This is a genomic window from Paenibacillus sp. PAMC21692 (genome assembly GCF_014303795.1).
GTDB classification, from domain to species: domain Bacteria; phylum Bacillota; class Bacilli; order Paenibacillales; family Paenibacillaceae; genus Pristimantibacillus; species Pristimantibacillus agaridevorans.
The window spans coordinates 5,334,077-5,358,776 of the sequence record NZ_CP060293.1 but is presented as its reverse complement, the minus strand read 5'-3'; the positions used below and the strand labels follow the sequence as shown (position 1 = coordinate 5,358,776).

Below are 24,700 nucleotides of genomic sequence, written 5' to 3'. Positions count from 1 at the left end.
ACGATGATCAAATATGGATTGGATACGGTTGCCGAGCTCAAATTCAGTTCCTTCGAATTCCGTATCGAGCGCAGGGATGAACAATGGGTCGATATATACTTGCAGCCTGGGCTTGTGGAAGAGACACCGGTCCCAAGCGATATGATCGCCTTTACGATATGGGTCATCTGCACGCATGACGGAACAATCGTACATATGCTGCCGCAAGATGAAGATTGCGATTGCGAATACGGCTTCACAGTGGGGGAGAAGGAGCAAATTGCTGCTTTTATTGCCAGCGAAGCGATTCGAAGCGAAATCGCCAATCTAACTACGCCGTAAGCAGGGAAGTTATGGTAGAATCGATGTAAGAGATTCGTAGGAGGGGAACTGCGGATGACAGCCGATCAAGCTTATGTGCTTACACCTCGGGACGTACGCCAGATACGAAATTACGTATTGAACAAATACGCCGGGATGCCAAGCCGCAAGCGCGCCGAGATCGTTGCCGATGCGGTATCGCGAATCATTTACAGACAGCTTCCCGATTTCGACGGGGCTGTTAAACATGCATTAACAAGCCAACTGATCCGTACGATCGTATTAGAGGAGAATCGATCTGTCTGCAGTGATGATATTTTCCAACTATGTATGGAGCTTGATCACAATGATGAAGCGATACGCCGGCCTCTTGATCATTGGGTCAGGGAGCAGGAGCGCAAGCTGCAATCAACTGCAGAATTACGTACTGCGGAGATCGGAATAAGGGATTGGTCGAGCGAGTCTCCGATTAAAGCGGCTGCAATGCCAGACAGTCATAGCAAGCGCATGCGTCGGCGAGTGCTAACGTATGGCCTTCTATGTCTGCTAATCGTTGCATCTATTACCTTATATACGTGGCAGTCAGCAACCCCCATCCTGCAAGGAGGGCGTCCTTCCGTCGTTGTACCGGTGCCCGAGCAGCAGCTTGTCGAGGCTCCACCGGCCGCTCTTAACGAATTGCCTGCCGGATTGCGGTATGCTGAAGTCGATCGGGAACGGTTAATGGCTTATTTAAGTGAACGGAATTCGTTATTGGCGGAAAAGCATTATTTGGATGCGATTCTAAACACCGCGGAGCAATTCGACATTCATCCTGCATTGCTGTTCGCGATTACGGGGCAAGAGCAGGGGTTCGTGCCTGTCACTCACAAGAAGGCCAAACAAATTGCGAATAATCCATTTAACGTCTTCCACAGCTGGGAAGAGTTTAATACGAATATCGAACAATCATCGGCTATAGCCGCTCGGACGATTAATCGTCTCAGCAAGGACAGGCCGTCGGATGTGGATCCTATTGTCTGGATTAACAGAGAATACGCGGAGGATCCAAACTGGTCGAAAGGCGTTAGCTTGATCATGCGTGACATTGTAATGTCATTGGATGGATTCTAGCAGTCTAGAATGAAGCAAGGAGAGGGAGCGGAGCTCATGATAAAGACGCTGGTCATTGCAGAAAAGCCGGATATGGGACGCAACATCGCTTCCGCTATTGAACCGAAGGCGAAAAATCATCGAACTTATATCGAAGGCGAACAGTATATCATTACATGGGCGATCGGTCATTTAATCGGACTCGCTGAGCCCGACGCTTATGATGAGAAATACAAGAAGTGGAATATTCAGCATTTGCCCATTATTCCTGATCAGTTCAAGCTTGTGCCCAATCGCAAAACGATCGACCAGCTTAAAGTAATCGGCGAGCTGGCCAAGCGATGCGGCTCGCTTGTAAATGGCTGCGATGCAGGGCGGGAAGGGCAATACATCTTCTCGCTTATTCAACGTCACTTGAAGCTGAAGCAGCCCGTTAAGCGGCTCTGGATCTCCGATTTGACGCCGGAGACGATTCGCAAAGGATTCGCGGAGCTGAAGGAAGGCAGCGAGTATGACAATCTGACCAAGGCCGCCACCGCGCGCAGCGAAGCGGACTGGCTGATCGGCATGAACGGCTCGCGCGCGTTTACGACGAAGCATAACGTCCTGCTTTCCGTAGGACGCGTGCAGACTCCCGTGCTGGCCCTAATTTACGATCGGCAGAAAACGATCGAGGCGTTTACGTCCCTGAAATATTTTGAAGTGGAGGCGACCTTCATCCAGGACGATACGACGTATCGGGGGATGTGGCAAGGCGAACGGATGACGGAGAAGGAAAAAGCGGAGGCGATTGCGGCCAAGGTAAAGGGCAAATCGGGGAGGATTGCCACCTACGAGATCAAGGATGTCAAGGAATACCCGTTCAAGCTGTATGATCTGACCTTGCTGCAGAGGGAAGCGAACGGGAAGTACGGCTTCTCGGCCAAAAAGACGTTAGACACCGCCCAATCCTTGTACGAGAAACACAAGGTCATTTCTTATCCGAGAACCAACTCTAACTACGTGACGGAACAGAACATCCCTGAGATGCATAAAACCTTGCAGTCGTTGAAAGGGACGACCTATAACGAATGGGCCGAAGGCGCGAACCGTTCCCTGGTTCATAAGGGGAATAAGTTCGTATGCAATCCCGCCAAGGTCGAGGATCATCATGCGATTTTGCCTACCAATCGCAAAGCCGGAGGATTGTCCCCCGACGAGCAGAAGTTGTACGATCTGATCGTCCGAAGATTCTTGTCCCACTTCTATCCGGCAGCGAAATATAAAACGCATACCGTTGTGACGGAGGTAGAGGGAGAAAACTTCAAAACGAACGTAAAGGAATTGCTCAGTTTGGGCTGGAAGGCGATTTATGCGGACCAGAGCAAAGGCAATGAGAAAAACACGAAGAAGGGCAAAGAAGAGGAAGCCGAGCAAGAAGACGAAGTGAACGAGCCCTTTCATCTTGACCGCGATCGTCCCGTGTTGTGCCGGAATGCGGCGATGAAGGAGAAGGACACTCAGCCTCCCAAAGCTTATACAGAAGGAACGCTGCTAAAAGCGATGGAAAGCGCAGGCAAGCAGATCGAGGATGAGGAAGTTCGAGATGCCATGAAGGATTCCGGGCTCGGAACGCCTGCGACGCGCGCGGCTACGATCGAACGGCTTAAAAATGTTGGTTACATCGAGATGCAAGGCAAAAGGATTTTGGTCACGCAGAAGGGAAGGACGGCCATCGAGCTCATCCGTGCGGCTGGCGTAGAGCTGCTTACTTCGCCCGAAATGACGGGGATGTGGGAGAAACGACTGACCGAAATTGCGCGCGGAGGGGCATCCAATCTGCAGTTCATGGACAACGTGAAGAAGTTTGCCACTATGATTGTGGAGAAGGTCAGACTGCAGTCGCGTGCGGATGTAGCGGCATTTGGCTCTGAGCAGTCGGCGGAGCGCGGCAGAGGAAAAGGGGCGGCTCGTGGACCACGCTCATCTACAAGAGGGAAAGCTGGAGCCGCAAGGAGAAGCGAGACCGGCGTAGCCGCCAGTGGAGCTGTAAAAGCGGCGAGTCGAACAGCTGTAAAAACAGCGTCAAAAACAACGAGTAAATCTTCGGAGCAGGTCCAGGACGGAGAGCCCCGGACTATAGCGGCGTGTCCGAGACCGGGCTGCGGCGGTCGCCTCTTTATGGGACGCAAAGGCTATGGCTGCTCCAATTATCGCAGCGGCTGCAAGTTCGTCATCTGGAAGGAAAGCTTTGGCCGAAACTTGACGGAGGCGCAGGTCAAGGCGCTTGCGGAGAAAGGCAAGACAGCCAAGCTGAAGCTGGTCCTGGATGACGGCAGCAGCATCGAAGGCCGCATTGTCGTTCGAAACGCCGCAAACGGCGAGCTGGATGTTGAGAATTAGTTTGTGTACCTTTATTTATTATTTGCCAATAAAGCGGTGAATCGCCGGAGGAACATCTTGCAGATGATCCAGCGTCAGGAACGCGCCCTTAGGCTGCACGTTAATGCCGATGACGTTGTACTGCCATTCCTCCAATGTCCGCATATGAATGGCGTGTATGCCGGCTGTTAACGCCGGTACGACGTCCGTACGAATGGAGTTGCCGATCATCCAGGTGTGTTTCCGATCGAAATCGCTGTTCTTCAGTATTTGCTCCAAGGCATCGTTGTTTTTTAGTTGGCGAATGTAGATGCGCGAGCCGAAGTAACGCTCCAGATTCATCTGCTCGATCTTGCGGCGTTGGATAAGCAGCTCTCCGCCTGTATAGAGATGAAGCTCATGTCCCGCCTCGGCCAGCGCGTCAAGCGTCTGCTCCATATGGGGATAAGGCTCTGTCTGATGTTCGTAGACGCCAAGACCCAGCTTCCACAGGAAATCGACTTCCACGGCTGAGCGCTTGCGTCCGGTCAGATCGCTGTAATGCACGTAGGTATCAATAAAGGATTGTGGGAAATGTTCGCTCTTGAAGCCGCTGTTCCCAATAAGAGCAACATCGATTTCGTGCTGCATCTCCCTTACGGAGTCGGCCGTTACGACCTCGTACCCTTGGAACCAGGTGGTCATGGAGTCAACGAATTGGTCCACTACGAAGAAAAAGTATTTGTTGCAATAGATAAGCGTGTCGTCGAGATCGAACAGGATCTGTTGTTTCATATGTGCAGTCTCCTTTGGCAAGGGTATAGCTGTGTATGATCAATCTACCGTAAAGCCATTGCAGAGTCAATCCAAAGGAGCTACATAGATTGTTCCTCACCTTCGCATAATGGTAGTGGAGGTGAGAACATGCCGCATAACAAAAGCAACAAAAAGAACAACCTTTACAACGAATCCAGCATCAACGAACCGGAAGTGACGGTCAAAGCAGAGAAGGGGGCTAAACGCCCGCCAAGCTTAAATGGCATTAACAAGCAGCAGAGTTAGCCAAGGGAAGCCGTTCCCATAACGGGAATCGCTTGATCGCCATGTTGCTTTAGCACTACAACAAAGGGGCTGTCAAAGTCGCATTGACTTGAACAGCCCCTTATTCCTATATAACAAATCAAGTCGGAATTAAGCGTATTTCAATTGCGAAGCAGCCACGACATTTTTAATGAATGCGATGCGCTTGCGAACGTAGAAGTCACGGCTATCTCCCCTTAAATCCTTGGGGCGTATCACCTCCTCCGTGTTGTTATCGATGATAACAAGTTTCCCGTCATTGTAAAACTTGAAAGTCAAATCTCGGTGTGGACGTGCTTTCTCGACATAGCGGAAATTCTCACAGTTGGTCTTCATGGTGATCTAGCCTCCTTATAGGGTTTATGAAGTTTTAGAACGTTTGTTCCTATTTTTATTATACCAAACATTTGTTCGGGTGGAAAGTGTTTTTTATTTCACGTAAACTAGATTTATAGAAGCTTTTGCAACGACAGAAAGGGAGCGGAAGATGCTACGGATAAAAGGATTGACGAAACGTATTCCCGGAGGACCGAAATTACTCAGCGACATCAGCTTCGATGCTTACGAAGGGGATTTTATCGCGGTGAAAGGAAGCAGCGGCAGCGGCAAGTCGATGCTGCTGAAATGTCTTGCCTTGCAGGAAGCATGGTCGAGCGGAAGTTATCAGTTCGACGGCAAGGACGTGCTCGGGGGCGGCTGGTCTGCCAAGATGAAGGTCAAACGCCAGGTAGCTTACCTGGAAGAGAAGCCTTATTTGAATCCGGACAAAACAGGTCTTAAAAACGTCATTATCGGTTCCGTCAGTCAGACGCCAGCGTGGAGACGATGGACAGGCATGATGCGCAATGACGATTACATGGGCGCCATGGACATGATCGAGAAGCGCGGTTTGATCGACAAGGCCCATATGAAAGCGAAGCATCTCAGCGGCGGCGAACGTCAGCGGATGGCGATTGCCAGGGCGCTTGTGCACGGTGCTAAAGTAATCGTGGCGGACGAGCCGGTATCCGGACTTGATCCGCATGCGGCGGATGCCGTGCTTGGCGAGTTGAAAGCGCTATGCAAGGATGAAGGCATTATCGTCATAGCCGTCCTGCATCAAGGCGACTGGGCGGAAAGGTACGCGGACCGGATTCTCGGCCTTAACGGAGGGCAGCTGGTGCTGGATGTGTACGGCCGCAGGTTGACCGAACGTGAGAAACGACAGTTGGATTAGCTTATTCGGGAAAATTGCATTTTTGGATGGATCTCGAATGGAATAGGCAGAACGGAGCATAGAATAGAGCATCTTTCAAGACAGGAAGGTGTGTTCTTCTATGCCTACTCCCAATCCGCTCGTAGTGCGGACGGTAGTATCTACATTTCCGAAGGCCAGCATTAAAATACCGCAAGTATCGGGGAGCTCTCATCCAGGCGCCGACTTGCTTATTAACGAAACGATTATGGCCCATGTCCGCCAGCTTGTTCACGAGCAGGGAAGCTTGGAAGATCCAAAAGCGGAGATGATCGGCTACTTTGAGCTCAAGACGAACGAAAAGGACGTTTTCAGCTTGTCGTTGATCAACTATGCCTACACGGGAGGAGCTCATGGCATGACGCTTCAGGTCTCCCTGACGTTCCGATCTTCGACGGGCCATACTTATGAGCTTGAACAGCTCTTTAAGCCCGGAAGCGATTATGTTGGAGTAATCAGCAAGATTGTGGCGGCTGGAATCAAGGCAAGGGGAATCGAAACGCTAGAGCCTTTCACGGCAATCTCGCCGGAGCAATCGTTCTACGTTGCCGACCGTTCGCTTGTGATCTACTTCCAATTGTATGAATTGGCTGCTTACGTATACGGCTTAATTTATTTCCCTATCCCGGTTTACGAGTTGCAAGCTATCATTGCGGAGGATGGACCGCTAGCTCCAATGCTGGAAGGTTAGAAACGATTTATAGTAGATTCCATAAATAAAATATCGTAATAATTGAAGCGTCCTGCCTGTTGGCGGGGCGCTTCTTGGCGCGCTTGGCGGTATTTGCCGGCAATAAGGGTCATGCTGCATGAAGCGCGATCATACATTATCGTAGGAGGCGATACGATGGTCGTTGCAATATTAGGCGTGCTGCTTGCCGGCATTCCGTGCTTGTTCAGTGTACTGGTCGCCCGGAAGGCTCAGCAAGGCTTGCGTGCCGGCACATACCAAAGTTTGATTCCATATGGCAAGGACATGCAAGCCGCACAGGATAAAAGCGAGCTCCAGCGGTTCGGTCTGCCGCAGGTTCTGCCCCGTAAGGGGGGAGGCCTGTCCGCCGCCGCGAAGTCGTTTAATGCTATAGGCATGGTCGGCGGCGCCGCCTTATTATTTGGTCCGGCTCTCGCATCCGGCGGCCCGTCTGTCATTGGGTTCGGCTTGCCGCTGGTCGCGCTGTTATCACTCTGCGTTAGCGCGGCAATCGCCGAGCTGGCTTCCGGAGTTCCGACTGCGGGAGGCGTCTACCATGCCGCTTATCAGCTCGGAGGACGCAAGTGGGGGATGAGGGCGGGTTGGCTTCAGCTTGCGGGAAATATGGTCAAGCTTGCACTGTTTATAGGAGGCTTTGCATATCTGGCTGATGGTCTGCTGGCCTCGCGATTGGGGTATGAAAGCTCGGCGATTTCGTTGTTTATCGTTGCCGCAACAGCTGTTTTGACTCAAGCGTTAATAGGGCAATATACATCCGGAATCTCGGAGAAAATAGAAGCAGGGGGCACATGGCTTCAATTAACCATAATGTTGTTGGCGCTTGCCGGGCTCACATGGTTGTTCTGGCCGGGGGATTATTCTCCCGTTGTTTTGTATCAAGGACTGGATAGCGGCTTAACGGATCCTGTCGGGCTGCTGCCGTTCGTCATCGGTTTGTTGTTGCTGTCTGCCTTGTTTACGGGCATGGATGGGGCCGGGCATGGAGCAGAGGAGATCGTGGAGCCGCGTATACGCGTACCGTGGGGGATTTTTTTGTCCAGCTCGTACACCTATATAGGCTTGTTGATCGTTTTGCTGCTTATGACGCTTATCACCCTGCCTGGAAGCGGGGTGCTTGGGGAAGCTTACGGTGTTCTTCAAACGGCGGGACTTACGAGTTTTACGGAATATGCCGCCGCTGCCTGGGGAGGCTCTTACCTGCTCCCGGCGCTAATTCTCCTCTCTTTGTGGCAGAGCGGTCTGCAAACAATGACGTCTAGCTCCAGAGTCGCATTTAGCTTGGCGAGGGATGGAGCGATCCCGTTCAGCAGCAGGCTGTCGATGTACTCCTATCGACGAAACGCTCCCTTGTACGCGATTTGGTTTACCGCAACGGCGGCCATCTTGCTGCTTGTCAGTACAGTTGTATTGCAAGCGAACGAGAGCTTTATTGCCCTTGTCTCGGCTTCGATTGTCTTATTGCATCTAGCAGCCGCAATCCCGATCGGCCTCAGATGGCAAGCGGATCGAAAGGCTGGGGCGACCAAGCGCCGGATGACGAAAGAGGCATTTAAATCACGACATGGGGCTGGCGATCCGCCGCCTCCATGGCATTTGGGGAATTGGGGGCAAGCCATCCGCCTAGTGGCGTTGGTCTGGCTTGTATTCAGCGCTATTATGACAGCGGGTATCGTTCATTCGTTCGGAGGTATCGTTGCTGCAATCGTTATGCTTGCCGGGACTGCGGGAGCCGGCCTAATCGCGGTTAAGCAGCCGTCAAGCCATTGAGACGGTTAGCCGGGATTATGATCACGTCGACATAAGAATCTTGAGAATGTTCAGACAATTATGACAGGGAAGAGAGTAAAGGGAAATGGAAGGGGAAGGTTGGGAAATGAAGGTCTGTTTATAATAATCATTTCCCGGGGAAGCGCAAGTTTTTACAGAATGAAGATTGTTTCGACAGCGCCGTTCAATAATGGGAGGAGAATGTGTCGAAAAGGGAGAAGTTATGAAAGGTGGCAGGATTGGTCGGGAAATAAACGAGTTTTTGCCATGATCTCCCTCCTGGGCGTATAATAAGAAGGATAGAACAGTTACGAGGAGGAGCAGTTGCATGGTACATACGGCGGTCACGCCTGCCATCTTATCGCTGCAGGTCGGGAAACCCGTCCTTATTGCCCATGGCGCCAAGGAGGTGCTCAGCGGCATTTTCAAGGCATCAACAACGGATGCGGTGTTTGCAGGTGCAAATGGCCTGGAGGGGGATGGTCAAGGCGACTTGATCAACCATGGAGGACCGGACAAAGCGATATGCGTATATAGCGCGGCCCGATATCCTTACTGGGAGTCCGAATTCGGACGGCCATTTCTGTCAGGAGCCTTCGGAGAAAATCTGACGATCGGACCCTGGACGGAACAGGAGCTCTGCATTGGCGATATCGTAGCGGCAGGCGAAGTTCTGCTGCAGGTTAGCCAGCCGAGGCAGCCTTGTTACAAGCTGGGACTTCGCAATGAGCTCCAGGAGCTGCCTGTACGAGTACAACAGACGGGGTACTCCGGCTTTTATTTCCGAGTGCTGAAGGAAGGATATTTGGCTGCCGGAGAGAAGCTTAAGATCGTAGAGCGCCATCCTGCCGGAATTACCGTCATGGAGGCGAATGTCATCATGTATCATCAAAAGGAAAACGAGTCCGCTATCCTGAAGCTGCTGAGCGTGAAAGAGCTGGCTGCCAGCTGGCAAGAGCAGCTGGGCAAGCGGCTGGACAAGCTTCGCGGCGGAGCATAACGTTAACGGAGCGGAGAGGAGAAGCATGGTGTCCGACATTGAACAACAAGCGGCAGACGCAGCGTCGCGATATGGCTGGCAAGGTCCGTATCGCACGGAACCTGCCGCAGTCAGCGGCATGAACAATACGACACGAATCATCAGCTGCGGCAAAGACAAATACGTGCTAAGGCTCTATAACAACCATGGCGACGCGGATACCGTTCGTCTGGAGCATGACATGTTGAAGGCGCTTTCGAACAAGCATTTAACGTTCCGGATCCCGAGTCCTGTCTACAATCTGGATGGAAGTACAATAACGGAACTACCGGACGGCAAGCTTGCTTGCCTGTTCACCTACATAGAAGGAGACCGTCCCTCGCCAGAGAAAAGTGCCCACGTGAAGGCGCTTGGAGCGGCATGCGGCGAGCTGAGCCGAATCCTTAGCGGCATTAAATTCAAAGCAGCTTCCGGGTACAGCCCCTATTATGATATGGGAGAGACTTATGCCTCCATGGACAAGGCTTCGTTCCTTGGTCTTGCTGACAGCGATTCCGGCATTGCCGAACGGATCCCGAAGCTGGAATATTTGCAAAAAGAAAGGGAACGCGCGCTTCACGCCTGCATGAGCGTGGCCCAATTGCCGCAGCAATGGATTCATGGCGACATTTGCTTCGGGAACGCGCTGAGCATCGGGGACGCCATCTCAGGCCTTCTCGACTTCGAATTCGTCACGATGGATTGCCGTGCCATGGAGCTTGCCGTCCTTCTGGTTGATCTGCTGAAGCCGGAGTTGGCGATAGGAAGCAAGGAACGGTTGGAACTCGCCGCGCGGGCTTTCCAGACCGCGGTCCCTCTTAGCTCCGAAGAGAGGAATCTGCTTCCGACGCTAATGAAGCTGCGTTTGCTTGACGTAGCGCTTCACTTCGCCGTTCGTTACCGCGATGGTCTGGACGGTCCGGAAGTTTTGGCGGACATAGTGGACAACTGCGCTTTTGGTTGCGAATGGCTTGCGTTTAACCCTCTTGATTTTTGAACTCACACTACTTAGGAGGAATTAGGAATGAGTCTTGCACAAGCGTTAGGATATAAGGAATCCGACCGATTGCTATTAGTAAATGCAGACGATTACGGTCTTAACCATTCTGTGAACATAGCGGCTCAGGCTTTGTTGGAATCGGGCGATATCAGCTCGGCTACTTTGATGACGCCGTGTGCCTGGGCGAGAGAGGCTGCGTTATGGAGCGCCGAACGTCCGAATCTGGATGTTGGCATCCACTTTACCTTCACTAGCGAGTGGGGGCCTTATAAGTGGGGACCTGTTACGACTAATGCGGATGTATCCTCGCTCGTAACGAAGGAAGGATATTTCCATGCCGATTCCAAGTCGTTCGAAGAGCATGCCGATGGCGAGCAAGTAAAAATCGAGTTGATAAATCAAGTCGAACGCGCGATAGCTCTGGGCATGCAGCCTTCCCATGCGGACAATCACATGGGCAGTCTGTACGGCCTGCAGACAGGCAAACACTTTATGTCGCAAGTGCTGGACGTATGCGCGGCGTACGGCCTGCCGTTCCGCCTCCCGAGATTTGTGACGACGGAGCCTGGACAAGTCGCTCCGCCGCATGTGGAGGAACAAGCCAGGCAAGTAGCCGCGCTCGCGGATTCCAAAGGCGTGGTCATTCTCGATTATTTGGTGGGACTGCCTTTCCGCCTGGAGGAGAATGAAACCTATGACGGCTTCAAGTCGTCCATGAAAGCATTATTGTCGGGATTGCAGCCGGGCGTAACCGAGCTGATCATCCATCCTTCCGTTGCTAACGAAGAATTGAACGTCTTCCATCTGGAGCCTGCGAAGCGGGTGATGGAGTACGATATTTTCCGGGATGAGGAGATCAAGCGGCATCTGAAGGACGAAGGGGTTATCATGATCCGTTGGAGCGATCTCCGCAAGCTTCAGCAGGAGCGGGCAGGGCAAGGTCAATAACAAGAAGGGACTGTGGAATGGATGTCATATGATTTCATCAGGACGCTGACGCAAGATGTGAAGACGAATATCGGGAAGGTAATCGTAGGCAAGGAGGATGTGATTGATCTGCTGCTGATCGGATTGATCACCTCCGGTCATGTACTTCTGGAGGACGTGCCGGGCACCGGCAAAACCATGCTGGCCAAGTCGTTCGCAAAATCGTTGTCGCTCGACTTCAAACGGATACAATTTACGCCGGATTTGCTGCCATCCGATCTCAGCGGCATTCACTTCTATGATCAGAAGCGGAACGACTTCGTCTTCCGAGCCGGCCCGCTTTTTACGAATTTGCTGCTGGCGGACGAGATTAACCGTGCAACGCCGCGCACGCAGTCCAGCTTGCTGGAATGTATGGAAGAGAGACAGGTGAGCATTGACGGAGAGACGAAGACGCTGGATCGTCCGTTTATGGTCATCGCAACGCAGAATCCAGTCGAGCATCAAGGTACGTTCCCGCTGCCCGAGGCGCAGCTCGACCGCTTCTTGTTCAAGGTGAGGATGGGCTATCCGAGTCAGGACGAAGGCATGGCGTTGCTAAAACGATTCAAGTCGGAGGATCCGCTTGCCCGATTGGAAGCCATTGCAGGCTCAGCCGAGATTGAAGCGGCACAGCGCGCATATGCGACAGTTCCGATTCACGATGACGTGCTCCGATACTTGCTGCAGCTGGTTGAGCGTACACGGGGACGGGAGGATGTGGCGATCGGAGTCAGTCCGCGCGGCAGTCAAGCGCTTCTGCGCTCTGCTCAGGTGCATGCCGTTCTCAAAGGCAGGGACTTCGTCACGCCTGATGATGTAAAAGCAATGGCTAAGCCGGTGATGTGCCATCGATTATCGCTGCGCGGAATGGCAAGAGGGGCCCAAGGAGAAGCCGAGCGGATTATCGAAGATATCATCAAGGGAACGGAAGTGCCGGCGGAAGCCGGGCTGACCGTAGGTTAACGGCATGATTTTTTTCTGGTTCCTGTTGACTGCCGCTCTTATTATATACGTGCAGGGCGTGTTATTCCGCCGTTATTCGCTTAGAAACTTGAAGTATACAAGACGGTTCCAGAAGAACACATGCGTGAGCGGCGACGAGATCGAGCTGATCGAGGAATTGTCGAATGAGAAGTGGCTCCCGGTCCCATGGCTGAGGGCGGAATCGCAATTGTCGGCTCATCTGAAGTTCCGGGGCGGAGACAACTTCGCCGTCAGCAGCGGCCAGCATTACCAGAATCATCGCAGCTTCTTCAGTCTTGCGCCCTATACGAAGCTGAAGCGCACGCATCGCTTGACGCCTGTCCGCAGAGGTGTATATACCCTCAGTTCGATTACGATGACGGGCGGAGATCTGTTCGGGAGCATTGGCGTCTCCCAGCAGATCCAATTGCATGGGGAGCTTCTCGTATATCCCAAAGCCGCGGACGTTCCCGTGCATGAGCTGCCGCATCATAGCTGGCAAGGCGAGACGGAGGTTAGACGATATATCGTCCCTGACCCATTTGTCGTAGCGGGAGCCCGGGCCTACCAGCCCGGCGATTCCTATCGTCAGGTCAATTGGAAGGCAACTGCCCGCTCGGGCAGTCTGCAAGTCCATCAATATGCCTACACGGCGAGCCGGACGCTGATGATCTACGTGAATGTGGAAGACGGAGAATCCATGTGGCGGACGGTGACGAACGAGGCCCTAATCGAGCAGGGCATCGAATGGGCGGCAGGAGCGGCGCTGGCGGTAATTAATGAAGGCATGGAAGTCGGTTTCGCGGCGAATATGGCCAAGGAGGGCGAGATAGACTCCGTTCGCGTACTCCCCAGAAGCGGGCATGAGCAGATGAACATTCTGCTGGATATGATGGCAAGGCTGAAGCTGGAGCGGACAGAACCGTTCCGCACGCTGCTCGCGCAGGAAACGGGAGTCGGCTATAATGGCCTCGACCTGCTCATTATATCCGCCTATTGGAATGACGAGCTGGAGCGTGAGTCGGAACGTCTGCGCGGACTTGGACATGCCGTCTCCGTATGGACTTTGCCTTCCGCCAAGAAGTTGGCGGATAGCGACTCGTTGCAGGAAGGAAGGGCTGGCGCATGAACGAATGGCGATCATCGAATTTCCTTCTTAAGAACTTGGCCAAGGGGCTGGCCGAGCTATTGTTTTTTATGCCGATCTGGCTGACGGCTGGGCTGTATCTCATCCCCTCATCGTTCATCATCCTTTGGTGCCTGTTGTTGCTCGCTGTATATGTTGTCGCTGCTGCGATTGCGGACCGCCGTCCCGTCATGCGTATTGCGTCGCGTTGGTTAATCTCGCTTGTTTTAGCCGCTAGTACGGGCCTTTTAATTGGCGGACTTGGCGGGGTCTTTAGCGATTACAAGTTATGGATCGCGGCCATCGTTTGCGGCATCGGCATGGCTGAGCAAGGAGCCGCCATGATCCGAAAGGGCTGGGCGGATTCGTTCCATACGGTGAAGATGGGCGTCGGAGTACTGGCTTATATTTTGTGTATTCCTTTCTCTTATTGGTTCCTTCATGAACTTGCGGATCTGCGAATCGTCTTGGCGTTATGCGGCATCATAGCTGTCCTTTTGGGGTTGTACATCCTGAATGACCGCCATCTGTCGAAGGAGTCCGTGGACGGTTCCAAGTCCAGGACGCTGGTCGAGGCGCGTCGGCGCAATAGGTGGCTGCTAGTAGCCCTATCCGTTTTTATGCTTGTGCTTGCGGCTTTTCGGCAAATCCAGCAATGGATTGAGGACACTGTATTGGCAGGGCTAAGAAGCTTGTTTGCCAGGCTGGGCAACGGAGAGGAGCCGCCGCCGGCCCCTCCGGATCAGCCGCCGCAGCAACAGCCTGAGATGCCGCCGATGGAGAGAGGCGAGCCCGCTCAATGGCTGGTATGGCTGGAGCAAATCGTCAAGATTGTCGTCACGATTTTGATCATAGCCGCAGCTCTATTCTTGTTATATTGGCTGGTTAAGCGGTTAGCTGTTATAGGCAGGAATTGGCTTGACAGGCTGCTTCAGAGACAGTCTTCTATAAGCCAAGACGAAGGAGCCTATACAGATGAGATCGAAAGCTTAATGTCATTAACCAAATGGAGAGACCGGATGGCCGACAAGCTGAAGTCTCGCCGTGGCGCGAAAGGCGATTCCGAACCTGGCTGGGATGAGATTCCAGAGGGGAAAGAGCGGATGCGTTGGTTATATCGAAGATGGCTGCGAGGGAGTATGCGCCAAGGCTACGAGCCGCAGCCGTATCTCACGCCGCAAGAGGTTGCGCATGACTTGGCGCAGTGGAGAGGCGGCGACGGCGAAAGGCCGGGAGGCGAGGAGTTTGTCCGAGGTTATGCTTCAGTGAGATATGGAGAAGCTCAACCAGGCGAGGAACAGCTCGAAGGGCATCGACGTTGGGTGGAGGAACAAATTTCCGCCGAACGCGCTTCGGGAAGCAGACGAAGAAAATCCCGGGATTAAAGATGCTCAATAAAAAGGACCTCGCACTCCACGAATGGGATGCGAGGTCCTTTTGCAACTTTGGCAGCAAAGCAGTGAGTTTAAGTGATTGAATATGCTCTAGAAGCCAGCCTATAATTTGCTTCTTATATCCTCAACGATCTTTTGCCCGTGGAAACGTCCCGATTCGATAAAAATTTCGTTCGCCTCATGTCTGGAGGCCACTACGCCGGCAAGGTAGATTCCAGGTACATTGCTCTCCATTGTGTCTTCGTTAAACGTCGGGTAACCTTCGTCTTCCATCGTTACTCCTGAAGCGGTCAGAAATTGACGGTCCGGATGGAAGCCTGTGAGAGCAAGCACGAAATCGTTAGGAAGCTCCGTTATGCCTTCGGGAGATTCGACGATAACCGCACGTGGAGTAATCTCGACGATTCGAGAATTAAATTTCATAACAATGGCGCCATTGTTTACTTTGTTCTCGATGGTAGGCCGTACCCAGGGCTTGATGCTTCGAGAATAGTCCTCGCCGCGGTACACGATCGTGACTCTGGCGCCGACCCGCTCCAGTTCAAGCGCGGCATCGATGGCAGAGTTGCGTCCGCCGATAATCGCAACCTCCATGCCGATATAGGGATGCGCTTCGCGGAAGAAATGGCTCACTTTTTCCGATGTCTCGCCGGGAATGCCTATCATATTGGGATGATCGAAGTAGCCGGTCGCAATGATGACGTTTTTGCTTTCGTAGGACAATGCATCTCCGTGGCGGTCATGTCCTCCCAGTACGAAGCTGCCGTCCTCCCTGCGTTCGATGGAAGTGATCGTTTCGTAAGGCCGGATACGCAGCCCATGACGCTGTGCGGCAGTTCGATAGTAGTGCAGAGCTTCGATCCGCGAAGGTTTCTCGTTGGCGGACGTAAACGGAACATTGCCGATCTCCAGCCTGTCCGCCGTGCTGAAAAAGTTCATGTACGTAGGGTATTGGGAGATGGAGAACGCGATATTACGTTTCTCGATGACAAGCGGGTTCAGGCCTGCTTGCTGCAGCTCGATGGCAGCCGCCAGTCCGCAAGGCCCTGCCCCGATTATTATGGCTGATTCCAATGACATGATGCTGATCCTCCTGAATGATGAACTAACATTAATTTCTCTATATTACCCCCGAAGCTTCGGCAATGGCAAATTTGGCGAATGTCTGTCTTGTACAGCCTACGGAATATTGTATAATAGGAGGAAACGCTTAAGTAAACCACCAACAAGATCTTACAGGGGGAGAAGCCATGCAACGACGGTTTGTAATCGAAGCAGTAATGGTAGCCACGTATGGCCATCTGCTCGTCCCGAGTCGTCCCGTTGATTATGTCATTCCATATACATCGATTGCGGAGCTTTACGATATGAGAGATAGCCAGGAGCCCGTCATGGATGACCCGGATGATGATGCGCACGTCAAGGCCAAAATTAATGAACTTATTGCATTCTTCGAGGATTCCCTGAATCGGAAGAAGATCGAAAAGGCTTTGCAGGTGCCGTGGAGAGAGAGCGCTCCGTTGCTGCTGAACGACAGTATCCAATTTACAATCGTCAATGCCGTGGACAACGCGCAATATGGGGAGATTTTCGACCCCGTCGAGACGGAATTGCTGCTTTCCAGCCTCAAGCTTAATGTTCCGCTGTTGTCCGATCAATTCGAATTTCAAGATAAGCTTATCGATGCGGAGGTGCCGGTACAGGTATACGACATCGAGGATTTCGAATTCGCTGTTGAAGAAGGCATTACGCCTGTCGATATGGAGCTATAATTCGCAGCCGGACAATAAGGCCGTCAGCGGATAAAAAGGGAGATCCAACATAAAGGGCAAGCGGGACGCTGGGAGGCGTCAATCCGGCTTGCCCTCTTTTTGTCTTCTGTCGATGGCTTCCGCCATTGTTTTATCCGTCAGATGCGCATAAATTTGCGTCGTCTCGGGAGAAGCATGTCCGAGCTGCTCCTGCGTCTTGTAGATATCGTTTTGCAAATAATAGTCCGTCGCGAACGAATGTCTGAGTTTATGTACGGAGAGATAGGGCTTGCCAAATCGTTTGGCATACTTGATCACCATGGCCTGAATCGCACGTTTCGTCATGCGGGAACCTTCATTTTTGCCGTTAGCGATGGCGAGGAACAGCGCTTTCTCCTTGCGCGGCGACTTGTATCTGGTTTCCCTAATGGCGATATACGCAGTCAGGTCTTCGACGGCTTCCTGACGGAAGTATACGGGCGTTTTAAAGGTATCGTCGTTCTTGCCCTTGCGAAAGACATAACAAAGCTTCTTTTTTAAGTCGATATCGTCCACGTTCAAGTTGACGACCTCGGATACCCGAAGTCCGGAGTGGAGGATAAAACTAATGATGCAAGCATCGCGAACGCTATTGAGCTGAAACGAATGGGAGGCTTGTTTATTGTCTGCTACGTCCGTGCCGTAATGGACCTTAACGTAAGCCATAAATTCCGCTATCTCTTCCTCTTGAAGCAGTTTGCCCTCCAGCTTGGCCGCCGTGTCCTTGGGTTTATGCGTCCGTTTGATCGTAACTTTGGCCATAACATTACGCTTTAACAAAGGATAGAAGTCGTCATCCTCCGCGATTTGGCTTAAATAATGAAAGAGAGAACGAAGAGACGAGAGCTTGCGCGAGATCGTCGTTCGATTATTGCGCTCCGGCTTGTGCGTCGAAAGAAACATCCGGTAGTTGTCGATGCTCTCCATCTTAAGCACCTCCAGCTCAGTCAGCTTGACTTCGCGGTAAGAAGATGCCTCCGTTAATCCTTCCGCCATCAGCCACTTCATAAATGTTTCGTAATCCCTAACATACTCGAGGAGAGAGGAAGGGGACAAATCGGGAAGCTTATAAGCGATAAATTGCTCGATATACCAAGGCATAGATGGAAGCTTGGCATCAAGCTCCTCACGGTCCTTCTGCTTAAGCAGGTTCATGCACTAACGCCTCCTGTACCACAGCCTGGTCGGCTTATAAGCCGACTCTATGTTCTTATTGTAACAACGTCAACAGCCGGGGACAACAGGCTCGGAGACTTACATGGACGAGTATTTTTGAAAAATAGCAATTTTATGTAATTTCTGCAGATCGGTTACATTCCAGCCGGGGCTATGTTACACTCTTACGAGTCGCTTACCAGCATTGGCCGGCGATAATCGGAAGAGGAGGCATGATGCCAAGATGATAAACAAACTTCGAATCGGCGCCATGGTCGCCGTCCTGTTTGCATTGACGTTAGGGACTGTGATGCAGCCGGCTTTGGCGGCGGCACCGGCCACTTTACAATATGGATCCACTGGCGCGGATGTGCCGGATCTCCAATATAGACTCAAGACGTTAGGTTACTTTAATGAAGGACTCACATCTTACTACGGCGGCGTTACCCGCCATTCCGTACTGCTGTTCCAGAGGGATTACGGTTTGAAAGCGGACGGAATCGCTGGACCTGCGACATGGAAGATGCTTAAGAAGGTATCGGTCAACAGACACGAGCTTGACTTGCTTGCGCGAATTATATATGGCGAAGCGAGAGGAGAACCGTACGTGGGGCAGGTAGCAGTCGGCGCGGTCGTCATGAACCGAGTGGCTCATGCCAGCTTCCCGGATACGGTAAAAGACGTGATCGAGCAGCCGCGCGCATTTACCGCAGTGGACGACGGTCAATATTACATGAAGCCGGATACGACAGCATATAAGGCGGCGCTGGACGCCGTACGCGGCTACGATCCGTCTGGCGGAGCATTGTATTATTTTAACCCGGATACGGCAACATCATCCTGGATCTGGTCCCGCAAGCAGATTGGCAAAATCGGCCGTCACATCTTTGCTGTCTAATAGATAAAGCATGATCGTGGAGCAGCATGTTGCTGTTTCCATCGACATGCTTTTTTTTATGAAGACATGTTATAATGGATCGGTACATAACTGGGAGGTGCAAGATGAAGGTCGAAATATGGTCGGATTATGTATGTCCGTTCTGCTATATTGGCAAAAGAAAGTTCGAAAGCGCGCTTGCCAGCTTCGAGCACAAGGACAGCGTCGTAACAGAGCTGCGAAGCTTCGAGCTGGATCCTAGTACGGATTCTTCCCTCGGCATGACTACCCATGAAATGCTGTCGCGCAAATACGGGATGAGCCTGGAACAAGCAAAGTCGACTGGCGATGGCGTCGTTCAACAAGCGGCAGCCGTCGGACTGACGTTCCGCCTGGATGGCGCATTGTCGCTTAATACGTTTAACGCGCACAGGCTGGCGCATTACGCCGAGGAGCAAGGCAAGGGAGCAGCCATGTCCGAGCGCCTGCTTAAAGCTTATTTTACGGACAATTTGAACATCGATGATCCAGAACAGCTCGCTGAGCTTGCAGACGAGGTCGGTCTTGACAAGGACGCTGCGCTGGCAGTGCTTCAATCCGACAGCTATGCGGATTCCGTCCGGGCGCAGGAGCAGGAAGGCAGCCGGCTTGGCATTCGCGGCGTGCCATTTTTTGTCATCGATCGCAAATATGCGGTGTCCGGTGCCCAGCCGCCGGAAGTTTTCCTGGAGACGCTAAAAAAAGCTTGGGCGGAGAGGTCCTGAAGGAGCAAACAAGCCTGCGGTATGGAACCCGAGCCGCTTGCGCAAAATAGATCACGGCAGCAGGGAGAGGATACAGACATGTCTACGCAAGAAAGCCCATTGTACGTTTTTGTCGGTTCTTACGCTAACCAAGAGGATAACGGCGTCAAGGTATATACGCTGGACGAAAAGAGCGGCAGCTTGACGCTGAAACACGAATATGCGGGTCTTCGCAATCCGACCTTCTTGAACGTGGATGCCGCTCGCGGCCGTCTCTATGCGATCGCGGACATTACGAAGGAATCGGGCAATAAAGTCGGGATTGGCGTCTCGTTTGCTATCGATAAGGAAACGGGCGAGCTTACGGAGCTTAATCGCGCCGAGATGGCAGCCAATACGACATGTCATATTCAGCGTGACCGCGAAAGCCGCTTTCTGACTGTAACGAGCTATCACGGCGGCATGATTGGATTGTCCGCCATCGGAGAAGACGGGACGATCGGCGCTGTTTTGGACACTGTCCAGCACGTCGGAGCGAGCACGGGCGAAGATCCGCAGGACAAGCCTCACCCGCATTCCAGCTTCTATAGTCCCGATGGGCGTTACCTGTTCGTGCAGGATCTGGGGCTTGATCGCATTGTTGCTTACCGCCTGGATGACGAGCAAGGCAAGTTGATCTACCACAATGAAACGGTCATTCGTACCGGAGGGGGTCCACGGCACTTCGTATTCCATCCCGACGGCGAATTCGCCTATGTCATTAATGAACTGGATTCAACGGTAACGGCATTTCGATATGCCGCGGAGAACGGCGTGTTAAGCGAGATTCAGACAATCAGCACATTGCCTAAAGAGTTTGAAGGAGAGAACGGCTGCGCGGAAATTACGATTTCGGGCGATGGCAGGTATGTGTATGGTTCAAACCGCGGCCATGACAGTATCGTTGTCTACCAAGTACAGGAAGGCAGCGGCGAGCTAAAGGTTATTCAGCATATCTCGACGGAAGGCGGCCATCCGCGTCATTTTGCTTTAACTCCGAACGGCAGCTACCTGATCGCGGCCAACCGCGACGGCAATAATCTCGTCACCTATCTGGTGGACAAGGAACAAGGGACGCTTACTTGGACGGGACATTCCACGGAGGCTTTCAAGCCTGTGTGCGTCATTCCAGTATACTTATCTTCATAAATCACAGCATCATGCATTTTTTGGCGAAAGAAAGGAACTAGATACTCACGTGACGACAACAAGCGACGGTACAAAACCGAACTTAAAACCTACAAAAATATGGAAATGTAAAAATACCGAATGCAAAGCGTGGGTACGCGATGAATTCGCGGCAGCGACAGAGCAGCAATGTCCCATCTGCAAAGGGCCGATGCTTCGCAGCATGAGACATCTTCCTCCAGTTCAGAATAAGGCGAAGTCGCAGCCGCGCAAGCCAAAAAACGATTTCTAACGGTTCTATAACGAAACACCCCTTTCTCTGAGTCTTACTCATTAGAAAGGGGTGTTGTCTGTTCAGGATCAGCCTAGCCGATTAATTTGAGTCCGATTACGCTGGCAAGCACGAGGGCCATAAAAAAGAGCCTGAGCGGCGTTCGGGGCTCCTTGTAGAACAGGATGCCGACTAACGCGCTTCCCACCGTTCCGATGCCGGTCCAAACCGCATATACCGTGCCCATGGGCAGGTCCTTCATGGCAAGCGACATAAATATGAAGCTGGCAAGGAAGCCTCCGCCCAGCATGAGGATACTTCGGGCAGATACACGCTTGTTCAGCTCCGAGATGCCAACGACTCCGATGACTTCCAGCATTCCCGCTAAAATGACGAACAACCAGCTCATGACGATGTTCCTCCTTCGCGTTCATGCGTAACCAGCTTGAGTCCGATTACGCCGGTTAACAACAAGGAAATAAAGGCGATCTTGCCCCAATTAAACGGTACGCCGAATACAGTCATCTCCGCGATGACGCTACCGGCGGTTCCTAATCCCACAAAGACCGCATAGACGGTGCTCGTTGGCAATATCCTGGAGGAGTAAATGAGCAAGCCAAAGCTGACTACGATAGCCACCCCGGTTACAATCCACTCCCATAAGCTGTCCGCGTGTTTTAAGCCGATGACCCAAATAACCTCGAAACAAGCAGCGATGACGACGATAAACCAATATTTGTTGTTAGATGAAGACATGTAGATCTGCTCCTCTCCGCTTTTGTTAAACCTAGCATGGCATTTGCGGGCGCAAACAATCCGTGGCGGGCATCACAACAAAAAAAGCCCGGGAAATATCGTATCGATATCTCCCGGGCTTTTGTCCCTCCGTGTCATTCGCAATAGAACGGCTATCGCGCGGATTCCCTCGGACCAGTCCGGCGCGAGCGCCGCGGAACCCTAGAATCCCTTTGCCATATTCGGTTCGTTTGATTATATTACAGGATGCCCGGCAAGGTCAAGTGCAAGAATGGCGAATCTATGATAGGATGAGGGAAGCTGTTGGAGGAAAGTAGGCGAGAGAATTGGAGAATGATGAACAAAATAATAAGGAGCGGCGGATCGAACAGCCTGTCATCTTGATTGACGGTCACTGCTACCTGTGTCAAGATATTGTTCGTTATTTGGTAAAGCGCGATTCCCGCGCCCGCTTCCGATTCGCTGCGTTGCAATCTCCCGCTGGCCGGTCGATTCTTAAGGCAATGAATGATGGCGGGGACACGGATGATTTCGATTCTTTCATCCTTGCCGTTAACGGCCGTTACTACAACCGGTCGGGAGCGGCTCTCCGGGTATGGAAGGGACTTGGCGGCTGGCGTTCGCTGGCTTACGCGCTGATCGTCATACCCGCGCCAATCCGGGATGCCGTCTATCGGTTCATCGCACGCAACAGATACCGCTGGTTCGGCAAGTCGGAGCAATGTTTGCTGCCAACCAAGGAAGTTAGGGAACGATTTCTGCCGGAAGGTTACTAATTCTAAATAGATGGGGCTCGGTTCATGAAACGATTTAAGAAGTTCTATATCGAAACAACGAGTATATGCAATTTATCCTGCCACTTCTGTCCGCCTACGCAGCGGGCGAAAGGGTTTATTTCTGTGGAGGATTTTATTAAAACGCTGGATCAAATAAAACCCTTTACCGACTATATTTATTTCCATGTCAAAGGGGAGCCGCTGCTGCATCCCAAGCTGGACGAGCTGCTGGATATTAGCCATGAGAAGGGCTTCAAGGTCAATATTACGACGAACGGGACGCTGATTTCCAAAAATCGTTCCAAGTTGCTGGGCAAACCCGCCCTCCGACAAATGAATTTCTCGCTTCACAGCTTCGATGGACATGCGGGCTCCAAGGATAAAGCCGGCTATCTGGCCGCCATCCTGGACTTCGTACGCGAGGCGACAGCCCAGAGCGATCTCATCGTATCGTACAGGCTATGGAATCTGGATATGGATAACGAAGTTAACCAGCAGCGTGACAAAAACAGGGAGCTCCTCTCCATGATCGAAGAAGCGTACGGTCTCGACTATCACATTGAAGAGAAATTTAAGCCGGGTACAGGGGTTAAGATCCAGGATAGGATCTACCTTAATCAGGATCCGGAATTCAAGTGGCCCGATCTGAAGGAGCCTGAGGATGACGGCAAAGGTTTCTGTCATGCGCTTCGAAATCAGGCTGGCGTGCTGATCGACGGAACGGTCATTCCGTGCTGCCTCGATGGGGAGGGAGTCATTAACCTGGGCAATATTCACAATAGTCCGTTCGCGGATATTGTGGAGGGAGAGCGGGCTGTCAAGCTGTACGACGGCTTCTCGCGCAGGGAAGCCGTCGAAGAGCTTTGCAGGAAGTGCGGGTACCGTCAACGCTTCGGGACGTAGTGACGGATATGGGATTCGTAGATACCTCGTCCATAGGCGGCATAGTAGCTGATCCCGCATGCCAAGGCGAAGTAGGCAATACCTTCTGGACCAAACAGCTCCACTCCAAGCAACAAACAAGCGAGGGGAGCTCTGGACGCGGCTCCAAAGACGGCGATAAGACCCAATGCGGCCAGGAACGGCGAGGGCAGCGATAACAGCGGCGCCAATGCGCTGCCGAGCGTGCCGCCAATGACAAAGAGCGGCGTGACCTCGCCTCCAAAGAAGCCGGCTCCTAATGTAAGAGATGTAAAAAGAAGCTTCCAAGCAAAGTCTTGAGGGGCTGCCGTTCCATCAAACGAATCCGCTAACAACGGAAGTCCCAAACCTAAGTAGTCGCGCGTTCCTAGACTATATACGAGTGCAATAATAATAAGACCGCCGACAATAGGGCGAACCGCGGGATGAGGAACATACCGGACAAACAGCCCTTTCAGCGACGAAGTAAGCCGTATGAACAGCTTGGCGGCGGTACCGAACAGAAGCGCGGCCGCCGCCACGTGCGCCGTTACGAGCCAATCGAGCTCGGGCAGTGGGCCAATCTTGTAATGGCTATGATGCGCTCCCCAGGCAAGCGTAACATAATGACCTGTAAATCCGGCAAGCAAAGCGGGAATCAAGGCTCGGAACCGCATGCGTTTCGGCGCAGCTACTTCGATGCTGAAGACAGTACCGGCGAGCGGAGTGCCGAACACGGAGCCGAAGCCCGCGCTAATCCCGCAAATGAGCAGCAATCGTCTATCCTCTACGGGAAGCGAAAGCCGCTTGCCGATGGCTCCGGCAAGACTTCCGCCCATCTGAACGGCAGTGCCTTCGCGTCCGGCGGAACCGCCAAACAGATGGGTTACAACCGTGCCTAACAGCACTAGCGGCGCCATTCGGAACGGAACCTCGCCGTTGCCCGCATGTACTTGTTCGAACAACAGGTTGTTGCCTCTGATCGATTGCCCTCCGACCTTTAAATAGAGGATGCTGACCAGCGCCCCGCCTGCAGGCAGGAGCCACAATAACCAAGGAGTGGCGAACTGCAGCGCAGTCGCTTCCTCCAGCATGAAGAGAAAGAGTGCGGAGGCGGTGCCTGCCGCAGTACCTGCGGCAATCGCGAGACTGCACAAGCGAAAAATGGAGAACCAACGAGCATTCACTTCTGTAGACAACTCCTCAAACGAAAAGCCGACACCCGTCGAAGAGGGATGTCGGCTTCGCTTATGATTGGACTTCGACGAAC

At 52.5% G+C, this 24,700-nt stretch carries 27 protein-coding genes and 1 riboswitch; of the genes, 20 read left to right on the top strand and 7 right to left on the bottom strand.

The features are described 5' to 3' along the window. Positions 1-3: 3 nt before the first annotated feature. From H7F31_RS21610 to H7F31_RS21600, 3 genes are read left to right on the top strand one after another with little or no spacing between them, the layout of a single operon-like run. A complete protein-coding gene (locus H7F31_RS21610) occupies positions 4-321 on the top strand; it encodes a hypothetical protein (protein ID WP_187100491.1) in 318 nt (105 codons plus the stop codon). Positions 322-375: 54 nt separating this feature from the next. Further along, entirely contained in the window at positions 376-1,413 is a 1,038-nt protein-coding gene (locus tag H7F31_RS21605) for a glucosaminidase domain-containing protein (RefSeq protein WP_187100490.1), read from the top strand. A 39-nt stretch (positions 1,414-1,452) separates the two neighbouring features. Next, positions 1,453-3,774: a type IA DNA topoisomerase gene (locus H7F31_RS21600; RefSeq protein WP_187105466.1), complete on the top strand. Its 2,322-nt coding sequence runs from the start codon at positions 1,453-1,455 to the stop codon at positions 3,772-3,774. 18 nt (positions 3,775-3,792) lie between these two features. Here H7F31_RS21600 and H7F31_RS21595 read toward each other — a convergent pair whose 3' ends face one another. Beyond that, positions 3,793-4,527 (bottom strand): HAD family hydrolase, encoded by a 735-nt coding sequence (locus H7F31_RS21595; RefSeq protein ID WP_187100489.1) that lies wholly within the window; start codon positions 4,525-4,527, stop codon positions 3,793-3,795. A gap of 129 nt (positions 4,528-4,656) precedes the next feature. On the opposite strand from H7F31_RS21595, the gene H7F31_RS21590 reads away from it, so the two are divergent. Further along, the gene (locus tag H7F31_RS21590; RefSeq protein ID WP_187100488.1) at positions 4,657-4,794 is read left to right on the top strand and encodes a hypothetical protein; all 138 of its coding nucleotides are present in this window, start codon (positions 4,657-4,659) and stop codon (positions 4,792-4,794) included. Positions 4,795-4,923: 129 nt separating this feature from the next. Here H7F31_RS21590 and H7F31_RS21585 read toward each other — a convergent pair whose 3' ends face one another. Further along, entirely contained in the window at positions 4,924-5,148 is a 225-nt protein-coding gene (locus H7F31_RS21585; protein WP_108992887.1) for a hypothetical protein, read from the bottom strand. 151 nt (positions 5,149-5,299) lie between these two features. Between H7F31_RS21585 and H7F31_RS21580 the strand changes: the two genes are divergently transcribed. From H7F31_RS21580 to H7F31_RS21540, 9 genes are all read left to right on the top strand, one after another. Further along, positions 5,300-6,028: a phosphonate ABC transporter ATP-binding protein gene (locus H7F31_RS21580; protein ID WP_187100487.1), complete on the top strand. Its 729-nt coding sequence runs from the start codon at positions 5,300-5,302 to the stop codon at positions 6,026-6,028. Positions 6,029-6,128: 100 nt separating this feature from the next. Next, positions 6,129-6,737: a DUF3298 and DUF4163 domain-containing protein gene (locus H7F31_RS21575; protein ID WP_187100486.1), complete on the top strand. Its 609-nt coding sequence runs from the start codon at positions 6,129-6,131 to the stop codon at positions 6,735-6,737. Positions 6,738-6,893: 156 nt separating this feature from the next. Next, complete coding sequence (locus tag H7F31_RS21570; RefSeq protein WP_187100485.1) at positions 6,894-8,525, top strand: amino acid permease; 1,632 nt, start codon at positions 6,894-6,896, stop codon at positions 8,523-8,525. A 328-nt stretch (positions 8,526-8,853) separates the two neighbouring features. Continuing rightward, the gene (locus H7F31_RS21565) at positions 8,854-9,525 is read left to right on the top strand and encodes an MOSC domain-containing protein (RefSeq protein WP_187100484.1); all 672 of its coding nucleotides are present in this window, start codon (positions 8,854-8,856) and stop codon (positions 9,523-9,525) included. A gap of 25 nt (positions 9,526-9,550) precedes the next feature. Continuing rightward, a complete protein-coding gene (locus H7F31_RS21560) occupies positions 9,551-10,540 on the top strand; it encodes a phosphotransferase (RefSeq protein ID WP_187100483.1) in 990 nt (329 codons plus the stop codon). Between the two features lie 27 nt (positions 10,541-10,567). Continuing rightward, positions 10,568-11,491 (top strand): polysaccharide deacetylase family protein, encoded by a 924-nt coding sequence (locus H7F31_RS21555; protein WP_087569254.1) that lies wholly within the window; start codon positions 10,568-10,570, stop codon positions 11,489-11,491. A gap of 21 nt (positions 11,492-11,512) precedes the next feature. Next, entirely contained in the window at positions 11,513-12,475 is a 963-nt protein-coding gene (locus tag H7F31_RS21550) for an AAA family ATPase (protein ID WP_187100482.1), read from the top strand. A gap of 4 nt (positions 12,476-12,479) precedes the next feature. Further along, positions 12,480-13,604 carry a DUF58 domain-containing protein gene (locus H7F31_RS21545; protein ID WP_187100481.1) on the top strand — a complete coding sequence of 375 codons (1,125 nt, stop codon included), beginning with the start codon at positions 12,480-12,482 and terminating at the stop codon, positions 13,602-13,604. Continuing rightward, the gene (locus tag H7F31_RS21540) at positions 13,601-14,986 is read left to right on the top strand and encodes a DUF4129 domain-containing protein (RefSeq protein ID WP_187100480.1); all 1,386 of its coding nucleotides are present in this window, start codon (positions 13,601-13,603) and stop codon (positions 14,984-14,986) included. Before H7F31_RS21545 ends, H7F31_RS21540 begins: the two co-directional genes overlap by 4 nt. Positions 14,987-15,097: 111 nt before the next feature. On the opposite strand, the gene H7F31_RS21535 is transcribed toward H7F31_RS21540, so the two are convergent. Then, positions 15,098-16,075: a YpdA family putative bacillithiol disulfide reductase gene (locus tag H7F31_RS21535; RefSeq protein ID WP_187100479.1), complete on the bottom strand. Its 978-nt coding sequence runs from the start codon at positions 16,073-16,075 to the stop codon at positions 15,098-15,100. Positions 16,076-16,245: 170 nt separating this feature from the next. Here H7F31_RS21535 and H7F31_RS21530 point away from each other — a divergent pair, with 170 nt between their 5' ends. Next, entirely contained in the window at positions 16,246-16,767 is a 522-nt protein-coding gene (locus H7F31_RS21530) for an ADP-heptose synthase (protein ID WP_087569250.1), read from the top strand. Between the two features lie 78 nt (positions 16,768-16,845). On the opposite strand, the gene xerS is transcribed toward H7F31_RS21530, so the two are convergent. Beyond that, positions 16,846-17,940: a tyrosine recombinase XerS gene (gene xerS / locus H7F31_RS21525; RefSeq protein ID WP_087569249.1), complete on the bottom strand. Its 1,095-nt coding sequence runs from the start codon at positions 17,938-17,940 to the stop codon at positions 16,846-16,848. A gap of 244 nt (positions 17,941-18,184) precedes the next feature. Between xerS and sleB the strand changes: the two genes are divergently transcribed. From sleB to H7F31_RS21505, 4 genes are all read left to right on the top strand, one after another. Beyond that, positions 18,185-18,838, top strand: coding sequence for a spore cortex-lytic enzyme (gene sleB / locus H7F31_RS21520; protein WP_187100477.1), 654 nt, complete (start codon positions 18,185-18,187; stop codon positions 18,836-18,838). 104 nt (positions 18,839-18,942) lie between these two features. Next, complete coding sequence (locus H7F31_RS21515; protein ID WP_187100475.1) at positions 18,943-19,581, top strand: DsbA family oxidoreductase; 639 nt, start codon at positions 18,943-18,945, stop codon at positions 19,579-19,581. 78 nt (positions 19,582-19,659) lie between these two features. Continuing rightward, the gene (locus H7F31_RS21510; RefSeq protein ID WP_187100473.1) at positions 19,660-20,748 is read left to right on the top strand and encodes a lactonase family protein; all 1,089 of its coding nucleotides are present in this window, start codon (positions 19,660-19,662) and stop codon (positions 20,746-20,748) included. A 49-nt stretch (positions 20,749-20,797) separates the two neighbouring features. Then, complete coding sequence (locus H7F31_RS21505) at positions 20,798-21,019, top strand: cold-inducible protein YdjO-related protein (protein WP_087569245.1); 222 nt, start codon at positions 20,798-20,800, stop codon at positions 21,017-21,019. 73 nt (positions 21,020-21,092) lie between these two features. Here H7F31_RS21505 and H7F31_RS21500 read toward each other — a convergent pair whose 3' ends face one another. Further along, complete coding sequence (locus tag H7F31_RS21500; RefSeq protein ID WP_187100471.1) at positions 21,093-21,407, bottom strand: DMT family transporter; 315 nt, start codon at positions 21,405-21,407, stop codon at positions 21,093-21,095. Next, the gene (locus H7F31_RS21495; RefSeq protein ID WP_187100469.1) at positions 21,404-21,754 is read right to left on the bottom strand and encodes a DMT family transporter; all 351 of its coding nucleotides are present in this window, start codon (positions 21,752-21,754) and stop codon (positions 21,404-21,406) included. Before H7F31_RS21495 ends, H7F31_RS21500 begins: the two co-directional genes overlap by 4 nt. Positions 21,755-21,862: 108 nt before the next feature. Further along, a riboswitch (guanidine-I (ykkC/yxkD leader) is annotated at positions 21,863-21,970 on the bottom strand. 110 nt (positions 21,971-22,080) lie between these two features. Here H7F31_RS21495 and H7F31_RS21490 point away from each other — a divergent pair. After that, positions 22,081-22,530, top strand: a complete 450-nt coding sequence (locus H7F31_RS21490; RefSeq protein ID WP_261800095.1) for a thiol-disulfide oxidoreductase DCC family protein — start codon at positions 22,081-22,083, stop codon at positions 22,528-22,530. 24 nt (positions 22,531-22,554) lie between these two features. After that, positions 22,555-23,433 (top strand): radical SAM/SPASM domain-containing protein, encoded by an 879-nt coding sequence (locus tag H7F31_RS21485; protein WP_087569242.1) that lies wholly within the window; start codon positions 22,555-22,557, stop codon positions 23,431-23,433. On the opposite strand, the gene H7F31_RS21480 is transcribed toward H7F31_RS21485, so the two are convergent. After that, a complete protein-coding gene (locus H7F31_RS21480; RefSeq protein WP_261800094.1) occupies positions 23,415-24,617 on the bottom strand; it encodes a chloride channel protein in 1,203 nt (400 codons plus the stop codon). The two genes, H7F31_RS21485 and H7F31_RS21480, sit on opposite strands and share 19 nt — an antisense overlap. Between the last annotated feature and the right edge of the window lie 83 nt (positions 24,618-24,700).